At 71.8% G+C, this 21,248-nt stretch carries 15 protein-coding genes; 6 read left to right on the top strand and 9 right to left on the bottom strand.

All coding sequences use genetic code 11. The features are described from left to right. Positions 1-61: 61 nt before the first annotated feature. Positions 62-880 carry a helix-turn-helix domain-containing protein gene (locus tag ACIBW6_RS07655; protein WP_399057772.1) on the bottom strand — a complete coding sequence of 273 codons (819 nt, stop codon included), beginning with the start codon at positions 878-880 and terminating at the stop codon, positions 62-64. Between the two features lie 39 nt (positions 881-919). On the opposite strand from ACIBW6_RS07655, the gene ACIBW6_RS07650 reads away from it, so the two are divergent. Further along, complete coding sequence (locus ACIBW6_RS07650; protein ID WP_399057770.1) at positions 920-1,225, top strand: 4a-hydroxytetrahydrobiopterin dehydratase; 306 nt, start codon at positions 920-922, stop codon at positions 1,223-1,225. Positions 1,226-1,366: 141 nt separating this feature from the next. Here the strand turns inward: ACIBW6_RS07650 and ACIBW6_RS07645 are convergent, their stop codons facing one another. From ACIBW6_RS07645 to ACIBW6_RS07630, 4 genes are all read right to left on the bottom strand, one after another. After that, entirely contained in the window at positions 1,367-2,350 is a 984-nt protein-coding gene (locus ACIBW6_RS07645) for an aldo/keto reductase (RefSeq protein WP_399057768.1), read from the bottom strand. 165 nt (positions 2,351-2,515) lie between these two features. Next, positions 2,516-3,061: a hypothetical protein gene (locus tag ACIBW6_RS07640; protein WP_399057767.1), complete on the bottom strand. Its 546-nt coding sequence runs from the start codon at positions 3,059-3,061 to the stop codon at positions 2,516-2,518. Positions 3,062-3,175: 114 nt separating this feature from the next. Further along, positions 3,176-5,839 (bottom strand): cellulose binding domain-containing protein, encoded by a 2,664-nt coding sequence (locus ACIBW6_RS07635; RefSeq protein WP_399057765.1) that lies wholly within the window; start codon positions 5,837-5,839, stop codon positions 3,176-3,178. Between the two features lie 100 nt (positions 5,840-5,939). Further along, positions 5,940-8,843: a glycoside hydrolase family 48 protein gene (locus tag ACIBW6_RS07630; RefSeq protein ID WP_399057763.1), complete on the bottom strand. Its 2,904-nt coding sequence runs from the start codon at positions 8,841-8,843 to the stop codon at positions 5,940-5,942. Positions 8,844-9,120: 277 nt separating this feature from the next. Here ACIBW6_RS07630 and ACIBW6_RS07625 point away from each other — a divergent pair, with 277 nt between their 5' ends. The 3 genes from ACIBW6_RS07625 (at position 9,121) to ACIBW6_RS07615 (ending at position 13,323) form a co-directional block, all read left to right on the top strand. Continuing rightward, entirely contained in the window at positions 9,121-10,626 is a 1,506-nt protein-coding gene (locus ACIBW6_RS07625; protein WP_399057762.1) for a cellulose binding domain-containing protein, read from the top strand. 184 nt (positions 10,627-10,810) lie between these two features. Then, a complete protein-coding gene (locus ACIBW6_RS07620; RefSeq protein ID WP_399057760.1) occupies positions 10,811-12,559 on the top strand; it encodes a glycoside hydrolase family 6 protein in 1,749 nt (582 codons plus the stop codon). Positions 12,560-12,654: 95 nt separating this feature from the next. Next, positions 12,655-13,323 (top strand): class I SAM-dependent methyltransferase, encoded by a 669-nt coding sequence (locus ACIBW6_RS07615; RefSeq protein WP_399057758.1) that lies wholly within the window; start codon positions 12,655-12,657, stop codon positions 13,321-13,323. Positions 13,324-13,389: 66 nt separating this feature from the next. Here the strand turns inward: ACIBW6_RS07615 and ACIBW6_RS07610 are convergent, their stop codons facing one another. The 3 genes from ACIBW6_RS07610 to ACIBW6_RS07600 all read right to left on the bottom strand — a co-directional run bounded on the left by ACIBW6_RS07610 (position 13,390) and on the right by ACIBW6_RS07600 (position 17,916). Further along, complete coding sequence (locus tag ACIBW6_RS07610; RefSeq protein ID WP_399058776.1) at positions 13,390-14,181, bottom strand: aldo/keto reductase; 792 nt, start codon at positions 14,179-14,181, stop codon at positions 13,390-13,392. Positions 14,182-14,379: 198 nt separating this feature from the next. Further along, the gene (locus tag ACIBW6_RS07605; protein WP_399057756.1) at positions 14,380-16,206 is read right to left on the bottom strand and encodes an AMP-dependent synthetase/ligase; all 1,827 of its coding nucleotides are present in this window, start codon (positions 16,204-16,206) and stop codon (positions 14,380-14,382) included. Positions 16,207-16,431: 225 nt separating this feature from the next. Then, positions 16,432-17,916: an MFS transporter gene (locus ACIBW6_RS07600; RefSeq protein WP_399057754.1), complete on the bottom strand. Its 1,485-nt coding sequence runs from the start codon at positions 17,914-17,916 to the stop codon at positions 16,432-16,434. A gap of 124 nt (positions 17,917-18,040) precedes the next feature. Here ACIBW6_RS07600 and ACIBW6_RS07595 point away from each other — a divergent pair, with 124 nt between their 5' ends. After that, positions 18,041-19,012: an Lrp/AsnC family transcriptional regulator gene (locus ACIBW6_RS07595; protein WP_399057752.1), complete on the top strand. Its 972-nt coding sequence runs from the start codon at positions 18,041-18,043 to the stop codon at positions 19,010-19,012. 55 nt (positions 19,013-19,067) lie between these two features. Here ACIBW6_RS07595 and ACIBW6_RS07590 read toward each other — a convergent pair whose 3' ends face one another. Continuing rightward, positions 19,068-19,943, bottom strand: a complete 876-nt coding sequence (locus ACIBW6_RS07590) for a LysR substrate-binding domain-containing protein (RefSeq protein WP_399057750.1) — start codon at positions 19,941-19,943, stop codon at positions 19,068-19,070. A gap of 124 nt (positions 19,944-20,067) precedes the next feature. Here ACIBW6_RS07590 and ACIBW6_RS07585 point away from each other — a divergent pair, with 124 nt between their 5' ends. Further along, on the top strand, positions 20,068-21,111 hold the full coding sequence (locus ACIBW6_RS07585; protein ID WP_399057748.1) for a bile acid:sodium symporter family protein: 1,044 nt from the start codon (positions 20,068-20,070) through the stop codon (positions 21,109-21,111). The last annotated feature ends 137 nt before the right edge of the window (positions 21,112-21,248 follow it).

Here is a 21,248-nt window from a genome sequence, read left to right as displayed (position 1 = left end):
CGCGCCGGCGGCCGTCACCCGGCCGGCCCAGCGGGGCCGGACGGCGTCCGGCGCGGGCCGCTCAGCCGAGCGCGGAGCGCAGGTACTTGGCCGTCGCCGGGTCGGCCGGGAGCAGCGTCTCGACGGCCAGCTCGGCGACGGTCACGTCCATCGGTGTGTTGAACGTCGAGATCGTCGACATGAACGACAGCACGTGCCCGTCGTGCTCGATCACCAGGGGCAGCGCGACGTAGGAGACGGGTTCGGCGGACCCGGAGCAGTCCGGCCCCTCCGGCCGCTCCGGCACCGGGTACGCCGCCACCTCGTCGTACAGCGTCCGCAGCTCGGGTGAGCGCGCCAGCGCGATCTGCCGTTCCATCTGCGCGAGGAGGTGCCCGCGCCACGCGCGCAGGTTCCTGATCCGGGGGGCGAGGCCGTGCGGGTGCAGCGTGAGCCGCATCGCGTTCATCGGCCGGCGCGCCAGCAGCTCCTCGGGCAGCGGGGCCATCAGCAGCTCCAGGCCGCGGTTGGTGGCGACCACGTCGTACACGGCGTCGACGACCAGCGCCGGATACGGTTCGTAGCCGCGCAGCAGCCGGTCCAGGCCGTCCCGCAGCGGACCCATCGCGGGGTCGTCGAGCGGGGTCCGCGAGAACCGGGGCGCGTAACCGGCCGCCAGGAGCAGCGCGTTGCGCTCCCGCACGGGGACGTCCAGGTGCTCGGCGAGCCGCAGCACCAGCTCCTCGCTCGGCCGCGAGCGGCCCGTCTCCACGAAGCTGATGTGCCGCGCCGAGGAGTCCGCGCGCAGCGCGAGCTCCAGCTGGCTGACCCGCCGCCGCCGGCGCCAGTCGCGCAGCAGCCGGCCCACGTCGGACGGGTTCCCGCGCGTCGCTTCGGCCATGGGGAGACCGTAACCCGGCCGCGGTGGCAGGCTGGAGGCATGCCTACACAACCGCTCTCCCAGAAGGAGATCGAGGACCGCCTCGCCGAACTCCCCGGCTGGTCACTCGACGGCGACCGCATCACCCGCACCTACCGTCTGGGCTCGCACTTCGCGGCGACCGCCCTCGTCGTGCACATCGCCCGGACGCAGGACGAGCTGGACCACCACTCCGACCTCACCCTCGGCTACGACACGGTCACCCTCGCCGTGCACACGCACGACGCGGGCGGCGCGGTGACCGCGAAGGACTTCGAACTCGCGCGACGGGTGGAGGGGTTGGCCCCCGCACACGGCGCGACCTGATCCGCGGCCCGAGGCGCGGGGTGCACGAGGACCGCCCCCGCGCCCGACCACAACGGGGAAGCCGCGGCCACGCTCGCGCGGGACGTACGGGCGGGCCGGGCCTGCGCGGCGGGCGTCGAGAGGCCGGCCCGGCGGCCCGGATCAGGCCGCGTCCAGCCGTTCCCGCTGGTCCACGGTGAGTTCGAGGTCGACCGCGGCGAGGCTCTCGTCGAGCTGGGCCACGGACGAGGCCCCGACGAGCGGGATCGCCGGTACCTGGGCGCCGATCATCCAGGCGAGTACCACCTGGTTGACGGTGGCTCCCGCCGCCGCCGCCACGTCCCGCAGCGCCGCAAGGCGGGCCGGCGCGCTGCCGTGGTCGTGCCCCGGGCCCAGCGGCTTGTCGGCCCGGACGTACCCGCCGCCGAGCAGCGGCGAGTAGGCGACCAGGGTGAGATCGCGCTCGGCCCGCACCATGCTGAGCAGATTGCCGTCGGCGGTGCCCAGCTCGCCGTCCGGTGACAGCTGGCTCGGCAGGTCGGTGCGGTGCCGCAGGTAGCTGTGCTGGTACTGGAGCACCTCGTACCCGGGCAGTCCCTCGGCCCGCGCGAGGGCGCGGGCCCGCTCCACCTGCCATGCCCAGTGGTTGGAGACGCCGAGCAGCCCGACGGTCCCCTCGTTCACCAGCGCCCCGAACCCCCGCACCGTCTCGGCGAGTTCGACCGAAGGGTCGGGGATGTGGGCGTACAGCAGGTCAAGGCGCTCCATGCCGAGCCGGGCGGTGCTGCCCGCGACGGCCGCGCGGATCGCGGCCGCGGAGAGCCCTTCGGCGTTGTCGACGTACCCGGTGCCGGGCGCGAGCGGCGCCGCACCCAGCTTGGTGGCGATCACGACCTCGTCGCCGATGCCGCGGCTGCGCCGCCAGTTTCCGAGCACCGTCTCGCTCTCGCCGCCGACGCTGCCGGTCTGCCAGAACGCGTAGTTGTCGGACGTGTCGACGAACGTGCCGCCCGCTTCGACGTACCGGTCGAGGATCGCGAACGCCGTCTTCTCCTCGGTGAGCGTGCCGAACAGCATGGCGCCCAGGCTGAGCACACTGACCTCAAGACGCGTCGCCGGGTCCGAGCCGATACTGCGGTACTTCATCGCGCAATCCCCCTCACGGAGCCCGGCCGCCGGGTGCGGGCCGGGCTGTGACAGGAGTCAACGCGTTGGAGCGCACACGAAGTCAAGGGGTCCCCTGCGGGGGAAGCCCCGGCGTCCTCGGCGGCATCCGGTCCGGCAGCGTGGGCGGGGCGGGCAGCGACCTCGTCAGCCGCTGACCCAGCGCCAGGCGCTCCCGCTGTACCGGCAGGTGATCGCCGCGCCGCCCGCCGTGGTCGTGGAGGCGCCGTGGTCGGCGTTGCGGCAGAACTGGCCCGCCGCGTAGCAGTTGCCCGCGTTGGAAGTGAGCGAGCAGGTGCCGGACTTCGTACCGCCCCCGCCGCCGCTGGTGGTGCTCCCGCCCGAACCGCTGCCCCCGTTTCCGCCGCCGGTCCGTGCGGCCGCCTTCGCCGTGACCGTGACCTGCACCTTCACCGTCTTGGTCGCGGTCACCGTCGGCGCCGGTTCGGGGTCGGCCGTCTTCGTGGCCGTCGCCGTCGCCGTCGCGGTGACGGTCGCGGTGGGGGCCGGCCGGGTCCGGGCCGTCGCGACCGTGCTGCTGCCGTCCTTGCCGTCGTCGCCCGCGGCGCCGATCCCGGCACCCAGGAGGACCGCGACGCCCAGGGCGGGCAGCACGACGCGCTTACGGGCCCACTTCGGTGCGGGCCGGGCTCCCGGGCCGGGTGGCGGTGCGGGTATGTACGGATTGGTCATGGTGTCCCCCCTGGACCCGAATGTGGTGGTGAGGGAGGGAGCGTACGGCCGCGAGGCGCCAAAGGTGAAGGAGATGTGAAGTACCGGTGACGCATTCGTGATCGGACGGGGCTGTCAGTCGACTCCGCACTCCTTCCCGTCGGCCGTGAATCCGGCAGGACTCCCGTTCGTCGAGGCGCGGCTTCCCGTGAAGCCGAACGCCGCCGAGCTGCCCGCCGCCACCCTCCCGTTCCAGCTCACGTTCCTCGCCGTCACCGCCGCCCCGGTTTGGCTCGCCTCCGCGTTCCACGCCTGCGTCAGCCTCTGCCCGTCGGGGAAGGTCCAGCCGAGGGACCAGCCGTCCCACGCGGACGAGCCCGTGTTGGTGACCGTCACCTCGGCCTGGAAGCCGCCCGGCCACTCGTTGGTGACCTTGTACGTGACCTTGCAGGCGCCGTCGCCCGGACCCCCGTCGCCCGGACCCCCGTCGCCCGGATCCGTCGGGGTGCCCGCCGTGTCCCCGTAGATCACGCCCCGCCCGTTCGTCGAGGCGTACACCCGGCCGTAGACCCGCGGATCGCCCGTGATGGCCGCGCCCGTCCAGCCCCACTGGTGGGCGTCGTCGTTGATCCGGGTCCAGGTCGCGCCCGCGTCCGTGGAGCGGAAGATGCCCCGGACGCCGCCGATCTTCGCACTGGTGAACAACGTCTGATAACGCGCGCCCGGTGCCGCCTTGCCGAACCCGACGGTGTCCGCCTCGGTGACGTTCGAGAGCTTCGTGAACGTGGCGCCGCCGTCCGCCGAGTGCCACAGGCCGTACGCGCCCTGCGCCGAGCCGCCCGCCAGCCAGATGTCACCCTTCGCGCCCGGCACGGCCTTGAACCGCACCGGCCCGTCGGTGGGCAGCCCGCTCGACGCCTTCGCGACGAAGGTCGCCCCTGCGTCGGAACTCGCGTAGAAAGTACCGGACTTGAAGGCGTAGAACGTCTTCGCGTCCGCCCGGTCCGATTCGACCACCGCGCCCGCGGGAACCCCGCCCGACGCCGTCCACGACGATCCCGAACCCGTCTGCACGCCCGCGCCCTCCGGGCTCCACACGTACCGCGCGCCGTCCGCCGACACCGCGACCGTGCCGCCGCCCGTGACGCCGGGCGGATCGCTGCCCGCGTACCAGTCGGCTCCGTCGTCCGAGGAGAAGGCGACATGCGCGCCCGTGTCGACGTTGCCGACGCGAACGACGGTGTCCGGTCTCGACTCGGCGAAGTCCAGGCTCGTCGTGGTCGTGAAGTCCGGGCTCGTGAACATCATCGACGGGACCTTCGTGAGGTCCGTGTGGCGGAAGCCGCCGATGTCACCGAGCGCGCTGAGCAGCGGCGCGCCCGAGGGCGGGGACGCCAGGTCGTTGACGGCCGTCTCCTCCAGACCCTTCACCATGGGGGTGACGGAGACCTTGCCGCCCGTGTCCCATTTCCCCAGGTCCTCGGCCCCGTAGAGCGTCGCGCCCGTCCCGTACATCATGCGGTTCGAGTCGAACGGATCGATCTCCAGCGCCTCCGTCATCCAGCCGAGCTTCGGCGTCTGCTCCGGCGGGGCCGGGTTCGCGCCCCAGGTCAGCCAGGGGACCGACGAGACGTCCATGGTGTAGCGGTTCGCGCGCTCCGGGTACGCGGTGTAGTCCCACGCCTTCGTCCACGTACCGCCGCTGTCCGTGGAGCGGAAGATCAGTGTGTCGGGCCACCAGGAGCTGTAGCCGGAGACCATGACCGTGCCCGGGTGCCGGCGGTCCACCGTCAGACCGCTGTAGCCGAAGTACGTGTCCGCCTCCGCGGCCGGGCTGATGTCGGTCCATGCGCCCGTCTTCGTGGCGTAGCGCCACACCTGGCCCTTGCCGCCGTCGTAGGGGCCGCCGGTGTCGCTGTACGCGAGGTAGAGGTAGCCGTTCTCCGCGTCCAGGACGCCCTTGTGGGCGAGGTACCCGGTGGGCTGCCCGGCCAGACGCTGCCACGTCGTGCCCGCGTCCGTCGAGCGGTAGACCGCGTTGTCCTTGTCGGCCACGCCCGCGTAGATCGTCTGCGTGCGCGACGTGCCCGAGCCCGTGGACTCGTCGAACGTCACCCACACCACGCCCTGGAGATCCGAGGCGTACCCCGACGCGTCGGACGGGTCCTGCCGGTAGGTGCCCGGGTTCGGGAACGCCGTGACCTGCGACCATGTCACGCCTGCGTCCGTCGAGCGCCACAGACCCTTGCCGCTGGGCGCGCCCAGGTACAGCACCTTGTTGTCGTGCGGGTCGATCGCGAGCCGTTCGCCCATGCCGCGGCCCGGCATGTTGCCTCCGAGCTTGAAGGGGAGGTCGGTCCTCTTCCAGGTCGCGCCGCGGTCGGCGGAGCGCAGGACGGCCCCGTCGCCCGGGTCCCAGTCGTTCGTGTACGTGCCGACGGCCGCGTAGACCCTGTCCGGGTCGACGGAGTCCGACGCGAGGGAGGCGACGCCCGTGTGGCCCCAGTCGTCCCAGCCGACCGCATCGAGCAGCGGGGTCCAGGACTTCGCCGCCTGGTTCCAGCGGTAGGCGCCGCCGATGTCGGTGCGGGCGTAGGCGAGGTTCCGCTCGGAGCGGTTGAAGACGATGCCGGGGACGAAGCCGCCGCCGTCGATCCGGGCGTTCTTCCAGGTGTACGTGTCGGCGGCCACGGCCGCACGCGGCGCGCTCGGAGCCTCGGCCGCGGTGGCCGCGCCCGTCGTCAACAGGCCCGCGACCAGAGCGAGTACGCCTGCCAGCGGCAAGCGGGGTCTGCGCATGGGATCTCCAGGTACCGGAGGAACAGGGGGAGGACCGGGCGGACCCCGGGGAGGGGGTCCGCCCGGCCCGTTTCACGCGGAGCCGTCGCCGGCGGGGCGTCTATTCGAGCAGCTCCGCGTAGGAACCCATGGCGAGCGCGATGTCCGCCTGGGCCCAGAACCGGTGGTACGTGAACGTCGGCGCCGCGCCGCCCGCCAAGTAGGCCTCGACCTTCGACCAGTTGGGGTCGTCCTTGTAGAAGGAGCGCAGCGAGGCGAAGGTCGACGAGGAGTCGATCTTGTCGCCGTTGGGCATCGTGCCGGTCCAGCCGCTCGGCACGTAGACCGGGTCGCCGAACCGGCTGTAGTCGGCCCGGGTCTCGGGCACGGCGATGCCGAGGGCGTCCTGGTCGTGGTCCCACATCCCGTCGAGCAACGCCTTCGCCGCGGTCTTCGCCTGTGCGTCACCGGACTTGGCGGCGTAGTACGTCAGGGTCTTGGCGTAGGCGGCGGCGACCCCGACGTCGTTCGTGTAGTCGGCGACCGTGACGTGCAGGCCCGCGTTGCCGCCGGGGCTCGACGCGTTCCAGGTGTCCGGCTTGCCCGACCACTTGAGCGTCGACGGGATCCGGAACGTGCCGTCGGGGTTGACGGTCGTCTCGGAAAGGGCCCAGTCGACCCACTTGTCCAGGACGGTCTTGGCGTCGGCGTCGCCCGTCTGCTGGTAGTACTCGGCGACGCGCTCCATCGACCACGCCTGGAAGCCGAACCACTGGTTCGACGGCGGGTCGTGGTAGACCGGCGCCTCGTCGTAGTACATGCCGTAGAAGGTGGGCGTGCCGGACGGCGGAGTGCTGTACGAGCCGCCCCAGCTGTTCGTCGCGCCGCCCGCGATGGCTCCCTCGTCCGACTGGAGCCAGCGGTAGAACTCCAGTTGCCGGTCGAGCGACTTGGCCCAGTCCGCCTGCCCGGTGGCCGACTTCGGCTTCAGGTCGGCGACCGAGGAGAGCGCGTACGCGGCCAGCGGGTTCTGGTAGCCGCCGTGCGTGTGGCTGGAGCCGATGCGCCAGGCCCAGCCCGCCGAGGTGTCGGTGGCGCCGCCCCACGCGTAGTACCAGGACATCAGGTAGTGCGAGGCGTCCTTGCCGGTGCCGGCCGGGCACGTCGTCGGACCGACGCAGTTGCCCACCTTCTTGAAGTACTTGTCGTACATGGAGTACCGCAGGTAGTCGCCCATCTTGGCGGCCTTGCCGACGGTCGCCGACACGGCGGAGCCCTTGCCCTGCTGCTTGGCCCATACGTCGGCCCAGTACGCCGCCTGCACCGCGCGGGCGTCGGCGTCCGGGGCGTTGGTGAACTTCCACTGCCTGGCGTAAGAAGAGTCGCCGGTGAACAGGTCCAAGTACCCGTTCTCGCCACCGTACTTGAACGCGTCGCAGGTCGGCTGCGGCACGGTCTCCCACACCGACTCCTGCGCCCCGCGCTGGAAGGTGTTGATGTAGGAGGGCCCGGTCGCGGTCGGTCCGGCCTCGCACGTGCCGGGCTCGTTGCCGTAGCCGTATACGTTGTCCACGTCCTGGAGCCAGTGCATGCCGTAGACGTCGTCCGTGCCGTACGCGCTCTTCAGCTCCGCCGCGATCGGGTCGCTGCCGACGGGGACCGAGGGGTCGAGCGCCGCCGGGTACTGCGACGGCAGGTCGTGCTCGGGCGCGTACGTCGCGGGCTTCGAGGCGTTGTAGAAGGAGTTCGTCGGCTGGTCCGCGTGGGTGGGGATCATGTACTTCTCCATGAGGCCCCACGCCCCGTTGAACTTCGACCAGTCGCCGCTGACCTTGCCGTACATCGCCTGGAGCCACAGGAGGTAGCTGTACGCCTCCGAGGTCGTCTCGTGGCCGTGGTCGGGGGCCTCGACGATCAGGGTCTCCACCGAGTGGTACGGGACGCCCTCCGGCGAGAAGTAGCCGTTGGCCGGGTCGGTGATCTTCCCGTAGAGATCGAGGAAGCGGGCGTCGTACGTCTTGGCCGCCGCGAGCTGGGTGACGGTGACCGTGGCCTTGGTGTGGCCCGGGGCCGAGACCGTGAACGCGGCCGCGCCCGTACCCGAGGCGTCCGCCGCGACGGTCACCTTCTGGGCCGTGTTCCAGTTCGAGGGGGTGAAGGTCAGACTCGCGCCGGAGGAGACCGAAAGGCCCGTGTTGCCGCTGGTCCGGGCCGTCGAGACCGTGACGTTCGCCGCCGGCTGCGTCGACAGCTTCACGTCGAAGGTGCTCGACTTGCCCTGCTGCACGCCGAGTTGGGAGGGGGAGGCGACCACGGCGGGGCCGGCCGCGACCGTGATGCCGACCGGCGTCGACTCGCCGGACGCGCCCTGGCTGTCGTAGGCCTTCGCGTACAGGGAGTGCGTCCCCGCCGCCAGGCCGTCCGCGCCGAGTGCGTACGGCGCGGAGGTGTCCGTGCCGAGCAGCGTCGTGTCGTCGTAGAACTCGACCTTCGAGACGCTCGCGCCGTCGGCCGCGGCGGCGGTGGCGGCGAGCGGGACGGTGTCGCCCGCCGAGTAGACCGCGCCCGCCTTCGGGCTGGTGAGCACCGTGATCGGCGGCTGATGGGCACCCGCACAGACCGTGCCGTTGATCGCGAAGTCGGTGGGCGCCGAATTCGCGCCACTGTACGTGAATTGCGCGCCCGCGGAGGTGGCGGCGCCCGCCGCGATCTTCGCGTTGTACGAGAGGCTTTTCGCGGTCACGGTCTTTCCGGACTGCGACCAGGTGGCGTTCCAGCCGTTGGTGAGTTTCTGGTTTCCGCCATAGCTGTAGGTGAGGTTCCAGCCGTCGATCGCCGTGGTGCCACGGTTGGTGATCGTCAGGTCGGCCGTGAAGCCGGAGCCCCAGTCATTGGTCTTGTAGTCGACGCTGCACTCAACTGCCGCTGCCTGAGCGGTGGTTGGGAGTGCGGCAAGTGTGGCGAGCGGTAGTGCCAGGGTGGCCGCGACAGCGGTCCACAGCCGCCGGGCCGGTCTCTTGGGCATGCCCTGGTTCCTCCTTGCGGTTCAGGGAGCGGGGGGTGGGCTGTGACGCGGGGGTCACAACCTGTGAACCAGTGGGAGCGCTCCCAAGCATGAGGACGCGGCAATTCGGGGTCAAGAGGGTTGAAGAGTCGAATTAATTCGACAGCAAGATTTCGTAACTCCTCTGTTGCTTGACGGCAGTTCCTTCTCTACAGTCCTCCAGCAACCAGTGGGAGCGGTTCCACCAGTCGACGCGCCGGCCTGTGCCGGTCGCGCCCGAGCTGCAAGGAGTCGCTTCATGCGTCACCCCCCGCGCCATGCGTTACCCGCAACGCTGCTCGCGTGCGTCGTCTCGGCGGCCACGCTCGTCCCCCTGACCACCGCCGCGTCCGCGGCCGCCCCCGCCTGCTCGGTGGAGTACTCCGTCACCGGGCAGTGGGACAGCGGCTTCCAGGCCGCGGTGAAGGTCACCAACAACGGTGCGGCCAAGGACGGTTGGAGCCTGTCCTTCGCCTTCGCCGGCGGCCAGAAGGTCACCCAGGGCTGGTCCGCGAAGTGGACCCAGTCCGGCCGTGACGTCACCGCGGCCAACGAGTCCTGGAACGGCGCGCTGCCGTCCGGCGGGAGTGTCTCCGCCGGGTTCATCGGGTCGTGGTCCGGTGCCAACTCCGTGCCGACGGCCTTCAAGCTGAACGGCACGGTCTGCAACACCGACACGGACCCGACCGACCCGACCGATCCAACCGACCCGACCGATCCGACGGACCCGACCGATCCGGGGGGTGACGGCTCGGCGCCCGCGCTGAAGGTGTCCGGGAACAAGCTGGTCGACGCCGCCGGTACCACACGCCGCATCCTCGGCGTGAACCGCTCCGGCGCCGAGTTCATGTGCGTCCAGGGCTACGGCGTCTTCGACGGGCCCGTCGACGACGCGTCCGTCGCGGCGATCGCCGACTGGAAGGCGAACGCCGTCCGGATCCCGCTCAACGAGGAGTGCTGGCTCGGTCTCGACAACATCAAGCCGGAGTACGGCGGCGCGAACTACCGGTCCGCCATCAAGGAGTTGGTGACCAAGGTCAAAGCCCACGGCATGACGCCGATCCTGGAGATGCACTGGTCCTACGGCCAGTACACCGGGAACTCGGCGGGCTGCTCCGACACCCACGCCACCTGCCAGAAGCCGATGCCGGACGCGCAGTACGCGCCCAGCTTCTGGTCGTCGGTGGCGAGCGCCTACCAGGACGATCCGGCGGTCGTGTTCGACCTCTTCAACGAGCCGTATCCGGACCGTGCCACCTCGAACCTCACGCAGGCGTGGGCCTGCTGGCGGGACGGCGGCACCTGCCCCGGCATCGGCTACGAGGTCGCCGGCATGCAGGACCTGGTCGACGCGGTGCGCGGCGCCGGGGCCACGAACGTGATCCTCGCGGGTGGCCTCGCCTACTCCAACGACCTCGGCCAGTGGCTCGCCCACCGGCCCGACGACCCGGCCGGCAATCTCGCGGCGGCCTGGCACGTCTACAACTTCAACACCTGCGCCACCGAGAGCTGCTGGGACTCCACGCTCGCGCCCGTCGCGGCCCAGGTCCCGCTGGTGGCGGGGGAGATCGGCGAGAACACCTGCGCGCACGGGTTCATCGACCGCGTCATGAAGTGGTTCGACGACCGGAAGCTGTCGTACCTCGGCTGGACCTGGAACACCTGGGACTGCGCGTCGGGGCCCTCGCTGATCAGCGACTACGACGGCACTCCCACCGCGTTCGGGACCGGCCTGCGCGACCACCTTCGGGAGCTGAACGGATGACCGCCCGATGAGTGCCGCCCCGGCGGCAACCTCACGCCGCCCGACGGCGACCCCATGAGGCCCCCGCGACGCCCCCCGCCCCCGACCACCGCCCGCCCCCTGACCACCCCCTGACCGACCCCAGCCCCCCGACCACCTCACGACCCCGCACCACCACCCCCCGATGAAAGGGACACCGCACACCATGAGCCGTATCAGATCGCGCGCCGGCACCGCCGCGCTCGCCGCCCTCGCCCTCACCGGCGCCGCCTGTGTGGGCACCGCCGCCGCACTCCCCGCCGACGTCCAGGGAGCCGCCGCCGGCACCTGCAGCGTCGACTACAAGGTGCAGAACCAGTGGGACAGCGGCTTCACCACCGCCGTCACCGTCACCAACAACGGCGCCGCGGTGACCAACTGGAACCTCACCTGGTCCTTCGCCGGCAACCAGAAGGTCACCAGCGGCTGGAACTCCGACATCAGCCAGTCCGGCGCCGCCGTCACCGCGAAGAGCCTCTCCTACAACGGCTCGCTCGCCACCGGCGCCTCCACGTCCTTCGGCTTCAACGGCAGCTACAGCGGGACCAACGCCCTGCCCACCACGTTCAAGCTGAACGGCGTCACCTGCGACGGGGCCACGGACCCGACCGACCCCACCGACCCGACGGACCCGACCGATCCCACCGACCCGACCGATCCCAGCGGCCGTGTCGACAACCCGTACGCCGGTGCCAAGGTCTACGTGAACCCGGAGTGGTCGCAGAAGGCCGCCGCCGAGCCGGGCGGCAGCAGGATCTCCAACCAGCCCACCGGCGTCTGGCTCGACCGCATCGCCGCCATCGAGGGTGTCGACGGCGGCATGGGCCTGCGCGACCACCTCGACGCGGCCCTGGCCCAGAAGGGCAGCGGCGAAGAGGTCGTCCAGCTCGTCGTCTACGATCTGCCGGGCCGCGACTGCGCCGCCCTCGCCTCGAACGGCGAACTCGGCCCGAACGACATCGACAAGTACAAGAGCGACTTCATCGACCCGATCAAGACGATCCTCGCCGACCCCAAGTACGCGGGCCTGCGCATCGTCACCACCATCGAGATCGACTCGCTGCCCAACCTCGTCACCAACGTCAGCGGGCGGCCCACGGCCACGCCCAACTGCGACGTGATGAAGGCGAACGGCAACTACCAGAAGGGCGTCGGCTACGCCCTCGACAAGCTCGGCGACGTCCCGAACGTCTACAACTACATCGACGCCGGTCACCACGGCTGGCTCGGCTGGGACGACAACTTCGGCGCCTCCGCCGAACTGTTCAAGACTACCGCCAGCGGCAACGGCGCGAAGCTGTCCGACGTCCACGGCTTCATCGTGAACACCGCCAACTACAGCGCCCTCAAGGAGAACAACTTCACCGTCGACGACTCCGTGAACGGGGTCTCGGTCCGCCAGTCCGCATGGGTCGACTGGAACCGCTACACCGACGAGCTCTCCTACGCCCAGGCCATGCGCACCAAGCTGGTCTCGCTCGGCTTCGACTCGCACCTCGGCATGCTGATCGACACCTCCCGCAACGGCTGGGGCGGCGCGGCGCGACCGGCTGGACCCGGCGCGAAGACCACCGTCGACACGTACGTGGACGGCGGCCGCTACGACCGCCGCATCCACCTCGGCAACTGGTGCAACCAGTCGGGCGCGGGACTCGGTGAGCGGCCCAAGGCCGACCCGGCCGCCGGGATCGACGCGTACGTGTGGATGAAGCCGCCGGGGGAGTCCGACGGTTCGAGCACCGCCATCGACAACGACGAGGGCAAGGGCTTCGACCGCATGTGCGACCCGACGTACACCGGTAACCCGCGCAACAACAACCACCTGTCCGGGGCGCTGCCCAACGCGCCGGTCTCCGGGCACTGGTTCTCCGCCCAGTTCCAGGAACTCATGAAGAACGCCTACCCCGCGCTGTAGGCGTACCGCACCCCGTCGGGGCCGGGCGGCGCGACGCCCCGGTCCCGACGGACCCCCCCGCTCCGCCGTGCGCGTGTCCGTCCTATCGTGGGCGGATGCGCGCACACTCCGTCGACCGTCCCGCCGATCTCGACGCGGTCCGTGACTCCTACGACCGCGTGGCCGACAACTATGCCGAGATGGTGGTGACGACAGGGATGGGCGACATCCGCCGCCATCCCTGGCTCAAGGCGTCGGTCGACGCGTTCGCCGACACCGTCGGCGACCTCGGTCCGGTCCTCGACGTCGGCTGCGGCCCCGGCACCGTCACCGCCTACCTGGCCGAACGCGGACTCGACGCGTCCGGTGTGGACCTGTCGCCCCGCATGATCGACAACGCCCGCCGGCGGTATCCGCACTGCCGCTTCGACGTCGCCTCCGCCACCGAACTGGACCTCGCCGACGCGTCGCTCGGCGGCCTGCTCGGCTGGTGGTCCCTGTTCAACCTGCCCCGGGACGTCCTCCCGCAGGTGCTCGCCGTGTTCGCGCGGGCCCTGAAGCCGGGCGGGGCCTTCCTCACCGGCACCCACGTCGGCGACGCGGACCTGGCACGCACCGAGGCCTACGGCGGGGTGGCGGTGAACTGGACGACCCACCAGTGGCGCCCGGCGGAGTTCGTCGCGGTAATCGAGCGGGCCGGGCTGTGTCCGGTGGCCGAACTGCGCCTGCCCGCCGATGAGTTCAGCGGCCCGGGGGTCGTGGTCATGGCCCGGCGGCCCGGGTGAGGCAGCGGCCCGGACACCTCGGGTGCCCGGGCCGCGTTCCGTGCGACGGCGCGCCGGCCGGGCGGATCAGACCAGGTCGAACGTGGCCGGGTCGCCGCCGAGCCGGCGGTCCTCGTTGAGCGCGCTGATCGCGCCGAGGTCCTCGGTGTCCAGCTCGAAGTCGAACACGTCGATGTTCTCCGTGATCCGCGACGGCGTCACGGACTTCGGGATCACCACGTTGCCCAGCTGGACGTGCCAGCGCAGCACGATCTGCGCGGGCGTGCGGCCGTGCTTGCGCGCGATGGCGACGATCGCCGGGACCTCCAGGAGGCCCTTGCCCTGCCCCAGCGGCGACCAGGCCTCGGTCGCGATGCCGAGCTCCGCGTGCTTCTCGCGGGAGACGTGCTGCTGGAGGTGCGGGTGCAGCTCGATCTGGTTGACGGCCGGGACGACGGAGGTCTCGGCGGCCAGCCGGTCGAGGTGCTCGGGGAGGAAGTTCGAGACGCCGATCGCCTTGGCGCGGCCGTCCGCGTAGATCTTCTCGAACGCCCGGTAGGTGTCCACGTACGTGTCCTTGGCCGGCAGCGGCCAGTGGATGAGGTACAGGTCCACGTAGTCGAGGCCCAGCTTGGCCAGCGAGGTGTCGAACGCGCGCAGGGTCGAGTCGTAGCCCTGCTCGGAGTTCCACAGCTTCGTCGTGACGAAGAGCTCCTCGCGGGGCACGTCGGTGGCGGCGATCGCCCGGCCGGTGCCCTCCTCGTTGCGGTAGACGGCCGCGGTGTCGATGCTGCGGTACCCGGCCTCCAGGGCCGTCGTCACGGCCTTCTCGGCCTCGGCGTCCGGGACCTGCCAGACACCGAAACCGAGCTGCGGCATCTCGACGCCGTTGTTCAGGATGATCGGGGGGACCTTGCTCACGAGGTGTCGATCCTTAAAGTCGTCGGGTGGTACTTCCATGGTCAACGATCACAGGAGTACCCGCATTCCTGTCCGCAGTGCCACGGAAACATGTGCCGGCCACCAGCATGCCAGGCACGTGCGCCACCACCCCCGGGCCCCCGGCCCGGGCCGCGCCTAGGCGCGGTACAGCGCGTCGACCTCCGTCGCGTATGCCGACTCGATCGACTTGCGCTTCAGCTTCAGCGAGGGGGTGAGCAGCCCGTGCTCCTCGGTGAACTGATGGGCCAGGATGCGGAACGTACGGATGGACTCGGCCTGGGAGACGAGGGTGTTGGCGGCCACCACCGCGCGCCGCACCTCCATCTCCAGGTCGCCGTCGCGCACCAGGTCGGCGGGGGTCATCAGCTGCTTGCCGCGCATCCCCAGCCAGTGCTCGACGGCCTCGGAGTCGAGGGTGACGAGCGCGGCGATGTAGGGGCGGTCGTTGCCCACGACGATGCACTGCGCGACCAGCGGATGGTCGCGGACCCGCTCCTCCAGCTGCTGCGGCGAGACGCTCTTGCCGCCGGAGGTCACGAGGATCTCCTTCTTGCGGCCGGTGATGGTGAGGTAGCCGTCCTCGTCGAGGGAGCCGAGGTCGCCGGTGGCGAGCCAGCCGTCGTGCAGGGAGGCGTCGGTCGCCTTGGGGTCGTTCAGATACCCCTGGAAGATGTTGGCGCCGTACAGCCAGATCTCACCGTCGTCGGCGATGTGCACGGTCGTGCCCGGGATGGCCTTGCCGACCGTGCCGTACCGGGTCTGCTCGGGCGGGTTCGCGGCGGCCGCCGCCGTCGACTCGGTCAGTCCGTAGCCCTCGTAGATGGCGACGCCCGCGCCCGCGAAGAACAGCCCGAGCCGCCGGTCCATGCCCGAGCCCCCGGACATCGCCTGGCGCACCCGGCCGCCCATCGCGTCGCGGACCTTGGAGTAGACGAGCTTGTCGAAGAGGGAGTGCTGCATGCGCAGCGACGCCGAGGGGCCGGGGCCGGTGCCGAACGCCTTGGCCTCCTGCGCGTCCGCGTACTTCACGGCGCACTCCACGGCCTTGTCGAACGCGCCCGATCTGCCCTCCTTCTCGGCCTTGCGGCGGGCCGCGTTGAAGACCTTCTCGAAGATGTACGGCACGGCCAGGATGAAGGTGGGCCGGAAGGCCTGGAGGTCGGGCAGCAGCGCCGCCGCGTTCAGCTGCGGCTGGTGCGCCAGTTTCACGCCGCCGCGCACGGCGGCGACCTGCACCATCCGCCCGAAGACGTGCGCCAGCGGCAGGAAGAGCAGGGTGGAGGCGACGTGGTCCCGCTTGGAGGCGAAGACCGGCTCCCAGCGGCTCACCATCGTGTCCGCCTCGAACATGAAGTTCGCGTGCGAGATGACGCACCCCTTGGGGCGGCCCGTCGTCCCGGACGTGTAGATGATGGTGGCGACCGAGTCCGGGGTGACCGCGCGGCGGTGCCGGTGCACCGTCTCGTCGTCGACGTGCGCACCGGCCGCCGTCACCTGGCCGACCGCGTCCGAGTCGAGCTGCCACAGCCGCCGCAGGTGCGGCAGCCGGTCGATGACCGTGGCGATGGTCATCGCGTGGTCCTCGTGCTCCACCACCGCCGCCGTCACCTGGGCGTCGTAGAGCATCCAGAAGACCTGCTCGGCCGAGGACGTGGGGTAGACGGGGACGACCTGGGCGCCGATGGTCCACAGCGCGAAGTCGAAGAGCGTCCACTCGTAGCGGGTCGGCGACATGATCGCGACGCGGTCGCCGAATCTGATGCCCTCCGCGAGCAGCCCCTTGGCCAGGGCCAGTACCTCGTCACGGAACTGGGCCGCGGTGACGTCGTGCCACTGCTTGTTCTTGTCCTTGCGGCCGAAGGCGATGTGTGAGGGGTCCTCCAGGGCGTGGTCGAAGACGACGTCGGCCAGGCCGCCCACCGGCGGCGCCGACGCCAGAGCTGGGTTGGTGAACTCGCGCAAAGTTGCTCCTTGTGGCGCTCCGCACAGCGTCGGTGACGGTACCCGACCGCGCGCCCCGGCGGGAGGGGTGCCAAGTTGCCGCAAGCGCGCGGAATATGCACAGGTCAGCCGGGTAAATGCGGCCACAAGGGAAGTGCCGGGACAGAATTCTTACGCCCGAGTAAGTTTCGGGAGCGTAATCTCCCGGCGCTCTTCACCCGTCTCCACGGAATCCCTACGGAGAGGTCACCGCGGCGCGTCGACGGCCTTTTTGGGCGGAGTGGTCGGTTCCGCTCCGGCCGTCCGGGGCGACCGTACCAGGACCAGAACCGCGAGGCCCGCGGCGATGGCCAGGCAACCGGCCAGCACCGATGCCGAGTTGAGTCCCTGCGCGAACGCCGTGCGCAGCACGGGCTCCGGCACCCGGCCGCGCAGGGAGTCCGCCCCGCCGCCCGCGAGCGCATGCGCGGCCCCCCGCGGCAGCGTGTCCCGCATCCGCGCGATCACCACGGTGCCGAAGACGGCGATGCCGAGCGCGTATCCGAGCTGGCGGAACGTGTTGAGCGAACCGCCCGCCATGCCGGCCCGCTCCGGCGCGACCGTGGCGAGCGCGGCGCCCGCGATCCCCGGCGACACCAGGCCCACGCCGACACCGGTCAGCAGCAGCCCCGGGACCAGGGCCGGCCAGGTGGACCCGGCGTCCAGGACGGCCTGGCAGCACAGTCCGGCCCCGATGAGCACCAGACCGCCCCCGACCGTGACCCGGGCCGGCACCCCGTGCAGCAGCCTGCCGCCGGCGATCGCCACCACCATGGACGCGCCGGACAGCGTCACGAAGACCAGACCGCCGTCGACCGGGCTCATCCCGAGCAGCGTCTGCAACCACAGCGAGGTGTACGGCAGCACACCGAACGCGGCCGCGTTGAAGGCGAACGCCCCCACCATCACCCCCACGAACGCGGGCTTGCGCAGCAGCGCCAGATCCAGCATCGGATGCGCCGAGCCCCGCTCCACCACCACGAACGCCACCAGCGCCACCGCGGCCACCGCCAGCGCGAGGAGCGCCCCCCGCTCGCCCCAGCCGCGTTCCCCGGCCCGGATGACGCCGTACGTCGCCGCCCCGGCGAACGCCGCGAACGTGCCGGTCCCGGCCCAGTCGATCCGCCGCCCCCGGGGCCCGCGCGACTCCGGGACCGCCCGCAGCGTCAGCCACACCGCGGCGACGCTCACCGGCAGATTGACCCAGAAGATCCACCGCCACCCCGGCCCCTCGGTCAGCAGCCCGCCCAGGACCGGCCCGATCGCGGCGGCGCCCCCGCTCACCGCGCCGAACACGCCCAGCGCGACGGAGCGCTGCCGCCCCTGGTAGACGGAGCCGATGATCGGCAGCGTCGTCGCGAACATCGCGGCGCCGCCCACCCCCTGCACCACGCGCGCCGCGACGAGCATCCCGGGACCGGTCGCGAGCCCGCACACCAGCGAGGCGAGCGCGAACACCACCACACCCACCACGTGCACCCGGCGCCGCCCCAGGATGTCCGCGGCGGCGCCGGTCCCCAGCAGCAGCGCGGCGAGCGCCAGCGCGTACCCGTCCATCACCCATTGCAGATCGCTCAGCGAGGCGTGCAGCGCGCCCGCCATGTCCGGCAGCGCGACCACGGCTATGGACACGTCCAGCAACAGCATGAACGTCCCCAGACAGACCGCCGTCAAGGTCCCCCACGTACGCATGGTCACTCCGGTCTCTCGTCTCGTCCTGTCCTGTTCTGCTTCCGTACGATGGCCCGGCGGCGGCCGATCGCCACGCCCGGTCCCTTCCGGACGGCGGAAACCGACAGACAGAGGGGACAGGGGAGTGGATTCCATCCCGTTCGACGAGCTGGAGCTCAAGATTCTCCACGCCCTGGAGATCGACGGCCGCGCGCCCTTCAGCCGGATCGCCGAGGTCCTCGGCGTCTCCGACCAGACCGTCGCCCGCCGCTACCGCCGGATGGTCGCGAGCGGCGGGCTGCGCGTCGTCGGCCTCCAGGACCACCACCTGCTCGGCCACGACACCTGGATGCTGCGGCTGCGCTGCGCCCCGGAAGGCGCCGGGACCATCGCCGCCGCCCTCGCCCGCCGCCCCGACACCGCCTGGATCGGCCTGACCTCCGGCGGCACCGAGGTCGTCTGCATCACCGTGCCGCGCACCCCCGGCGACCACGACGACCTGCTCCTCGGCAAACTCCCGCGCACCCCGCACATCGTCGAGATCCGGGCCCTGCAACTGCTGCACCGGTACTTCGGCGGCCCCCAGGGCTGGCTGCGCAAGAACGGGCCGCTCACCGCCGGCCAGATCGCCGCGCTGCGCCCGGCGCCGCCCACGGCCGACCCCGCCCTGCCCACCCCGGCCGACGCCCCGCTGCTCGCCGCCCTGCGCCGCGACGGCCGGGCCGCCTACCCGGAACTGCGGCGCGCGACCGGCACCTCGGAGTCCGCGGTCAATCGCCGCCTGGCCCAGCTCCTGGCCTCCGGCGCCTGCTACTTCGACATCGAGTACGACACGCAGCGCCTCGGCTTCGGCCTGGCCTCCGTCCTGTGGATCACGGCGGCCCCGCGCCATCTCCACGACGTCGGCCGCGCGCTCGCCGGCCACCACGAGATCGCCTACGCGGCCGCGACCGCGGGCCCCTCGAACATCGTCGTCACCGCGGTCGCCCGCGACACGGCCGGCCTCTACGCCTACGTCAGCGGAGAGCTCGGGCACCTGAAGGGAGTGGAGCACGTGGAGACGGCCCCGTTCAGCCGCAGGGTGAAGCAGCTGACGTACAGCCCGCCGGTCCGCTGAAGCGCGGGACGCACGTGCGGCCGCGCCGCGCGCCGCAGGACATCCGCCGCCGGCGCTACCGGGCAGCCCGGTGCAACCGGTCCCCACCGGCCAGAATGGCCTGGGCCAGCGCCGCCCCGGCCCCGCCCTGGTCGCGCCCCCGCCCCGCGGCCCCGTGCAGCAGCACGAAGTCGACCTCGCCCAGCTCCGGCAGCCCCGCCCGGTCGGGGACCCGCACCAGGCCCGGCGGGACCAGGCCCCGCGCGTGCGCCATCACACCGAGACCGGCCCGCGCCGCCGCGATCAGCCCGTTCAGCGACCCGCTGGTACAGGCGATGCGCCACGCCCGCCCGTGCCGCTCCAGCGCCTCCAGGGCCAGGGCCCGCGAGATCCCCGGCGGGGGATAGACGATCAGCGGGACCGGGCGCTCCGGATCGATGCGCAGCCGCTCCGCTCCGATCCACACGAGCCGGTCGTGCCAGACGGACTCGCCGCGCGGGTCCTCCGGCCGCCGCTTGGCCAGCACGAGATCGAGCTTGCCCGCCGCGAGCTGCTCGTGCAGCGTGCCCGACAGCTCGACCGTCAGCTCCAGGTCGACCTCGGGATGCTCGTGCCGGAACGCCTCCAGGATCTCGGTGAGCCGGGTCAGCACGAAGTCCTCGGAGGCCCCGAACCGCAGCCGCCCGCGCAGCCGCGTCCCCGTGAAGAAGGCGGCGGCCTGCTCGTGGACCTCCAGGATGCGCCGCGCGAACCCGAGCATCGCCTCGCCGTCCTCCGTCAGCTCCACGGAGTGCGTGTCCCGGGTGAACAGCGTGCGCCCGGCGGCGTCCTCGAGCCGCCGCACGTGCTGGCTGACCGTCGACTGGCGCAGCCCGAGGCGCCGCGCGGCCTGCGTGAAGCTCAGCGTCTGCGCGACGGCCAGGAACGTCCGCAACTGCCCGGGGTCGTACATGCCCCCAGCCTAACCCCGCCGATCACGAACCACGATCACAGTCAGAGCGGTATGCAGGATTCCCGATCACGGTGATCAGGTGGACCATGGAGAGGGCACGACCTGAACCGAGAGCTGGGAACCGATGAAACGCCTGCACTGGCCGCGCTGGATGCCGATCGACCCGTACATCCTGGCGCTGCTCGGGACCGTCGGCCTGGCCGCGCTCCTGCCGGCCCGCGGCGCCGCGGCCGACGTCGCCTCCGGTGCCTCGACCGGCGCGGTCGCGTTCCTCTTCTTCCTCTACGGGGCCAGACTCTCGACCCGCGAGGCGATGGACGGACTGCGGCACTGGCGTCTGCACGTCACGGTCCTCGCCTGCACGTTCGTCGCGTTCCCGCTGCTCGGCCTGGCCGCCCGCGGCCTCGTCCCCGTCCTGCTGCCGCGCAACCTCTACGAGGGGCTGCTGTTCCTGACCCTCGTCCCCTCCACCATCCAGTCGTCGATCGCGTTCACCTCCATCGCGCGCGGCAACGTCCCGGCGGCGATCTGCGCGGGCTCCTTCTCGTCCCTGGCCGGCATCGTCCTCACGCCGCTGCTCGCGGCGGCGCTGCTCGGCAACAGCGGCGGCGGCTTCTCCGCCGACTCGCTCGTCAAGATCGTGGCTCAGCTGCTCGTGCCGTTCCTCGCGGGCCAGCTGCTGCGCCGCTGGGTCGGCGGCTTCCTCACCCGTCACAAGAAGATCCTCGGCTACGTCGACCGCGGCTCGATCCTGCTCGTCGTCTACACCGCGTTCAGCGAGGGCATGGTGCAGGGCATCTGGCACCAGGTCAGCGCGGTGCGGCTGGCCGGCCTGCTCGCCGTGGAGGCGGTGCTGCTCGCGGTGATGCTCGCCGCTACCTGGTACGGGGCGAAGGCGCTCGGCTTCGGCCGCGCGGACCGGGTCGCCATCCAGTTCGCCGGCTCGAAGAAGTCGCTCGCCTCCGGACTGCCCATGGCCAGCGTCCTGTTCGGCGCGCACGCCTCGCTCGCGGTCCTGCCCCTGATGCTCTTCCACCAGATGCAGCTGATGGTGTGCGCGGTCATCGCCAAGCGGCGCGCGAAGGACCCGGTGGAGACGGCGGGGCAGCCGCTCGCCCCGGCCACCCGGACGCACGCCGAGGCGGGGGCGCCGAACCGCTCCGGTTGACGCACGCGCCGCAGCGGCCCCCGCCGGACGGGGGGGGGGGGGGGGGGGGGGGGGGGGGGGGGGGGGCCGGCGCGCCGCGCGGGGGGGGGGGGGGGGGGGGGGGGGCGGGCCGCGGCGGGGGGGGGGGCGGGGGGGGA

It is taken from the genome of Streptomyces sp. NPDC049813, assembly GCF_044465085.1.
Taxonomy (GTDB): domain Bacteria; phylum Actinomycetota; class Actinomycetes; order Streptomycetales; family Streptomycetaceae; genus Streptomyces.
Note: the sequence above shows the minus strand (reverse complement) of the source record. Positions and strands in the feature narration are given on the sequence as shown.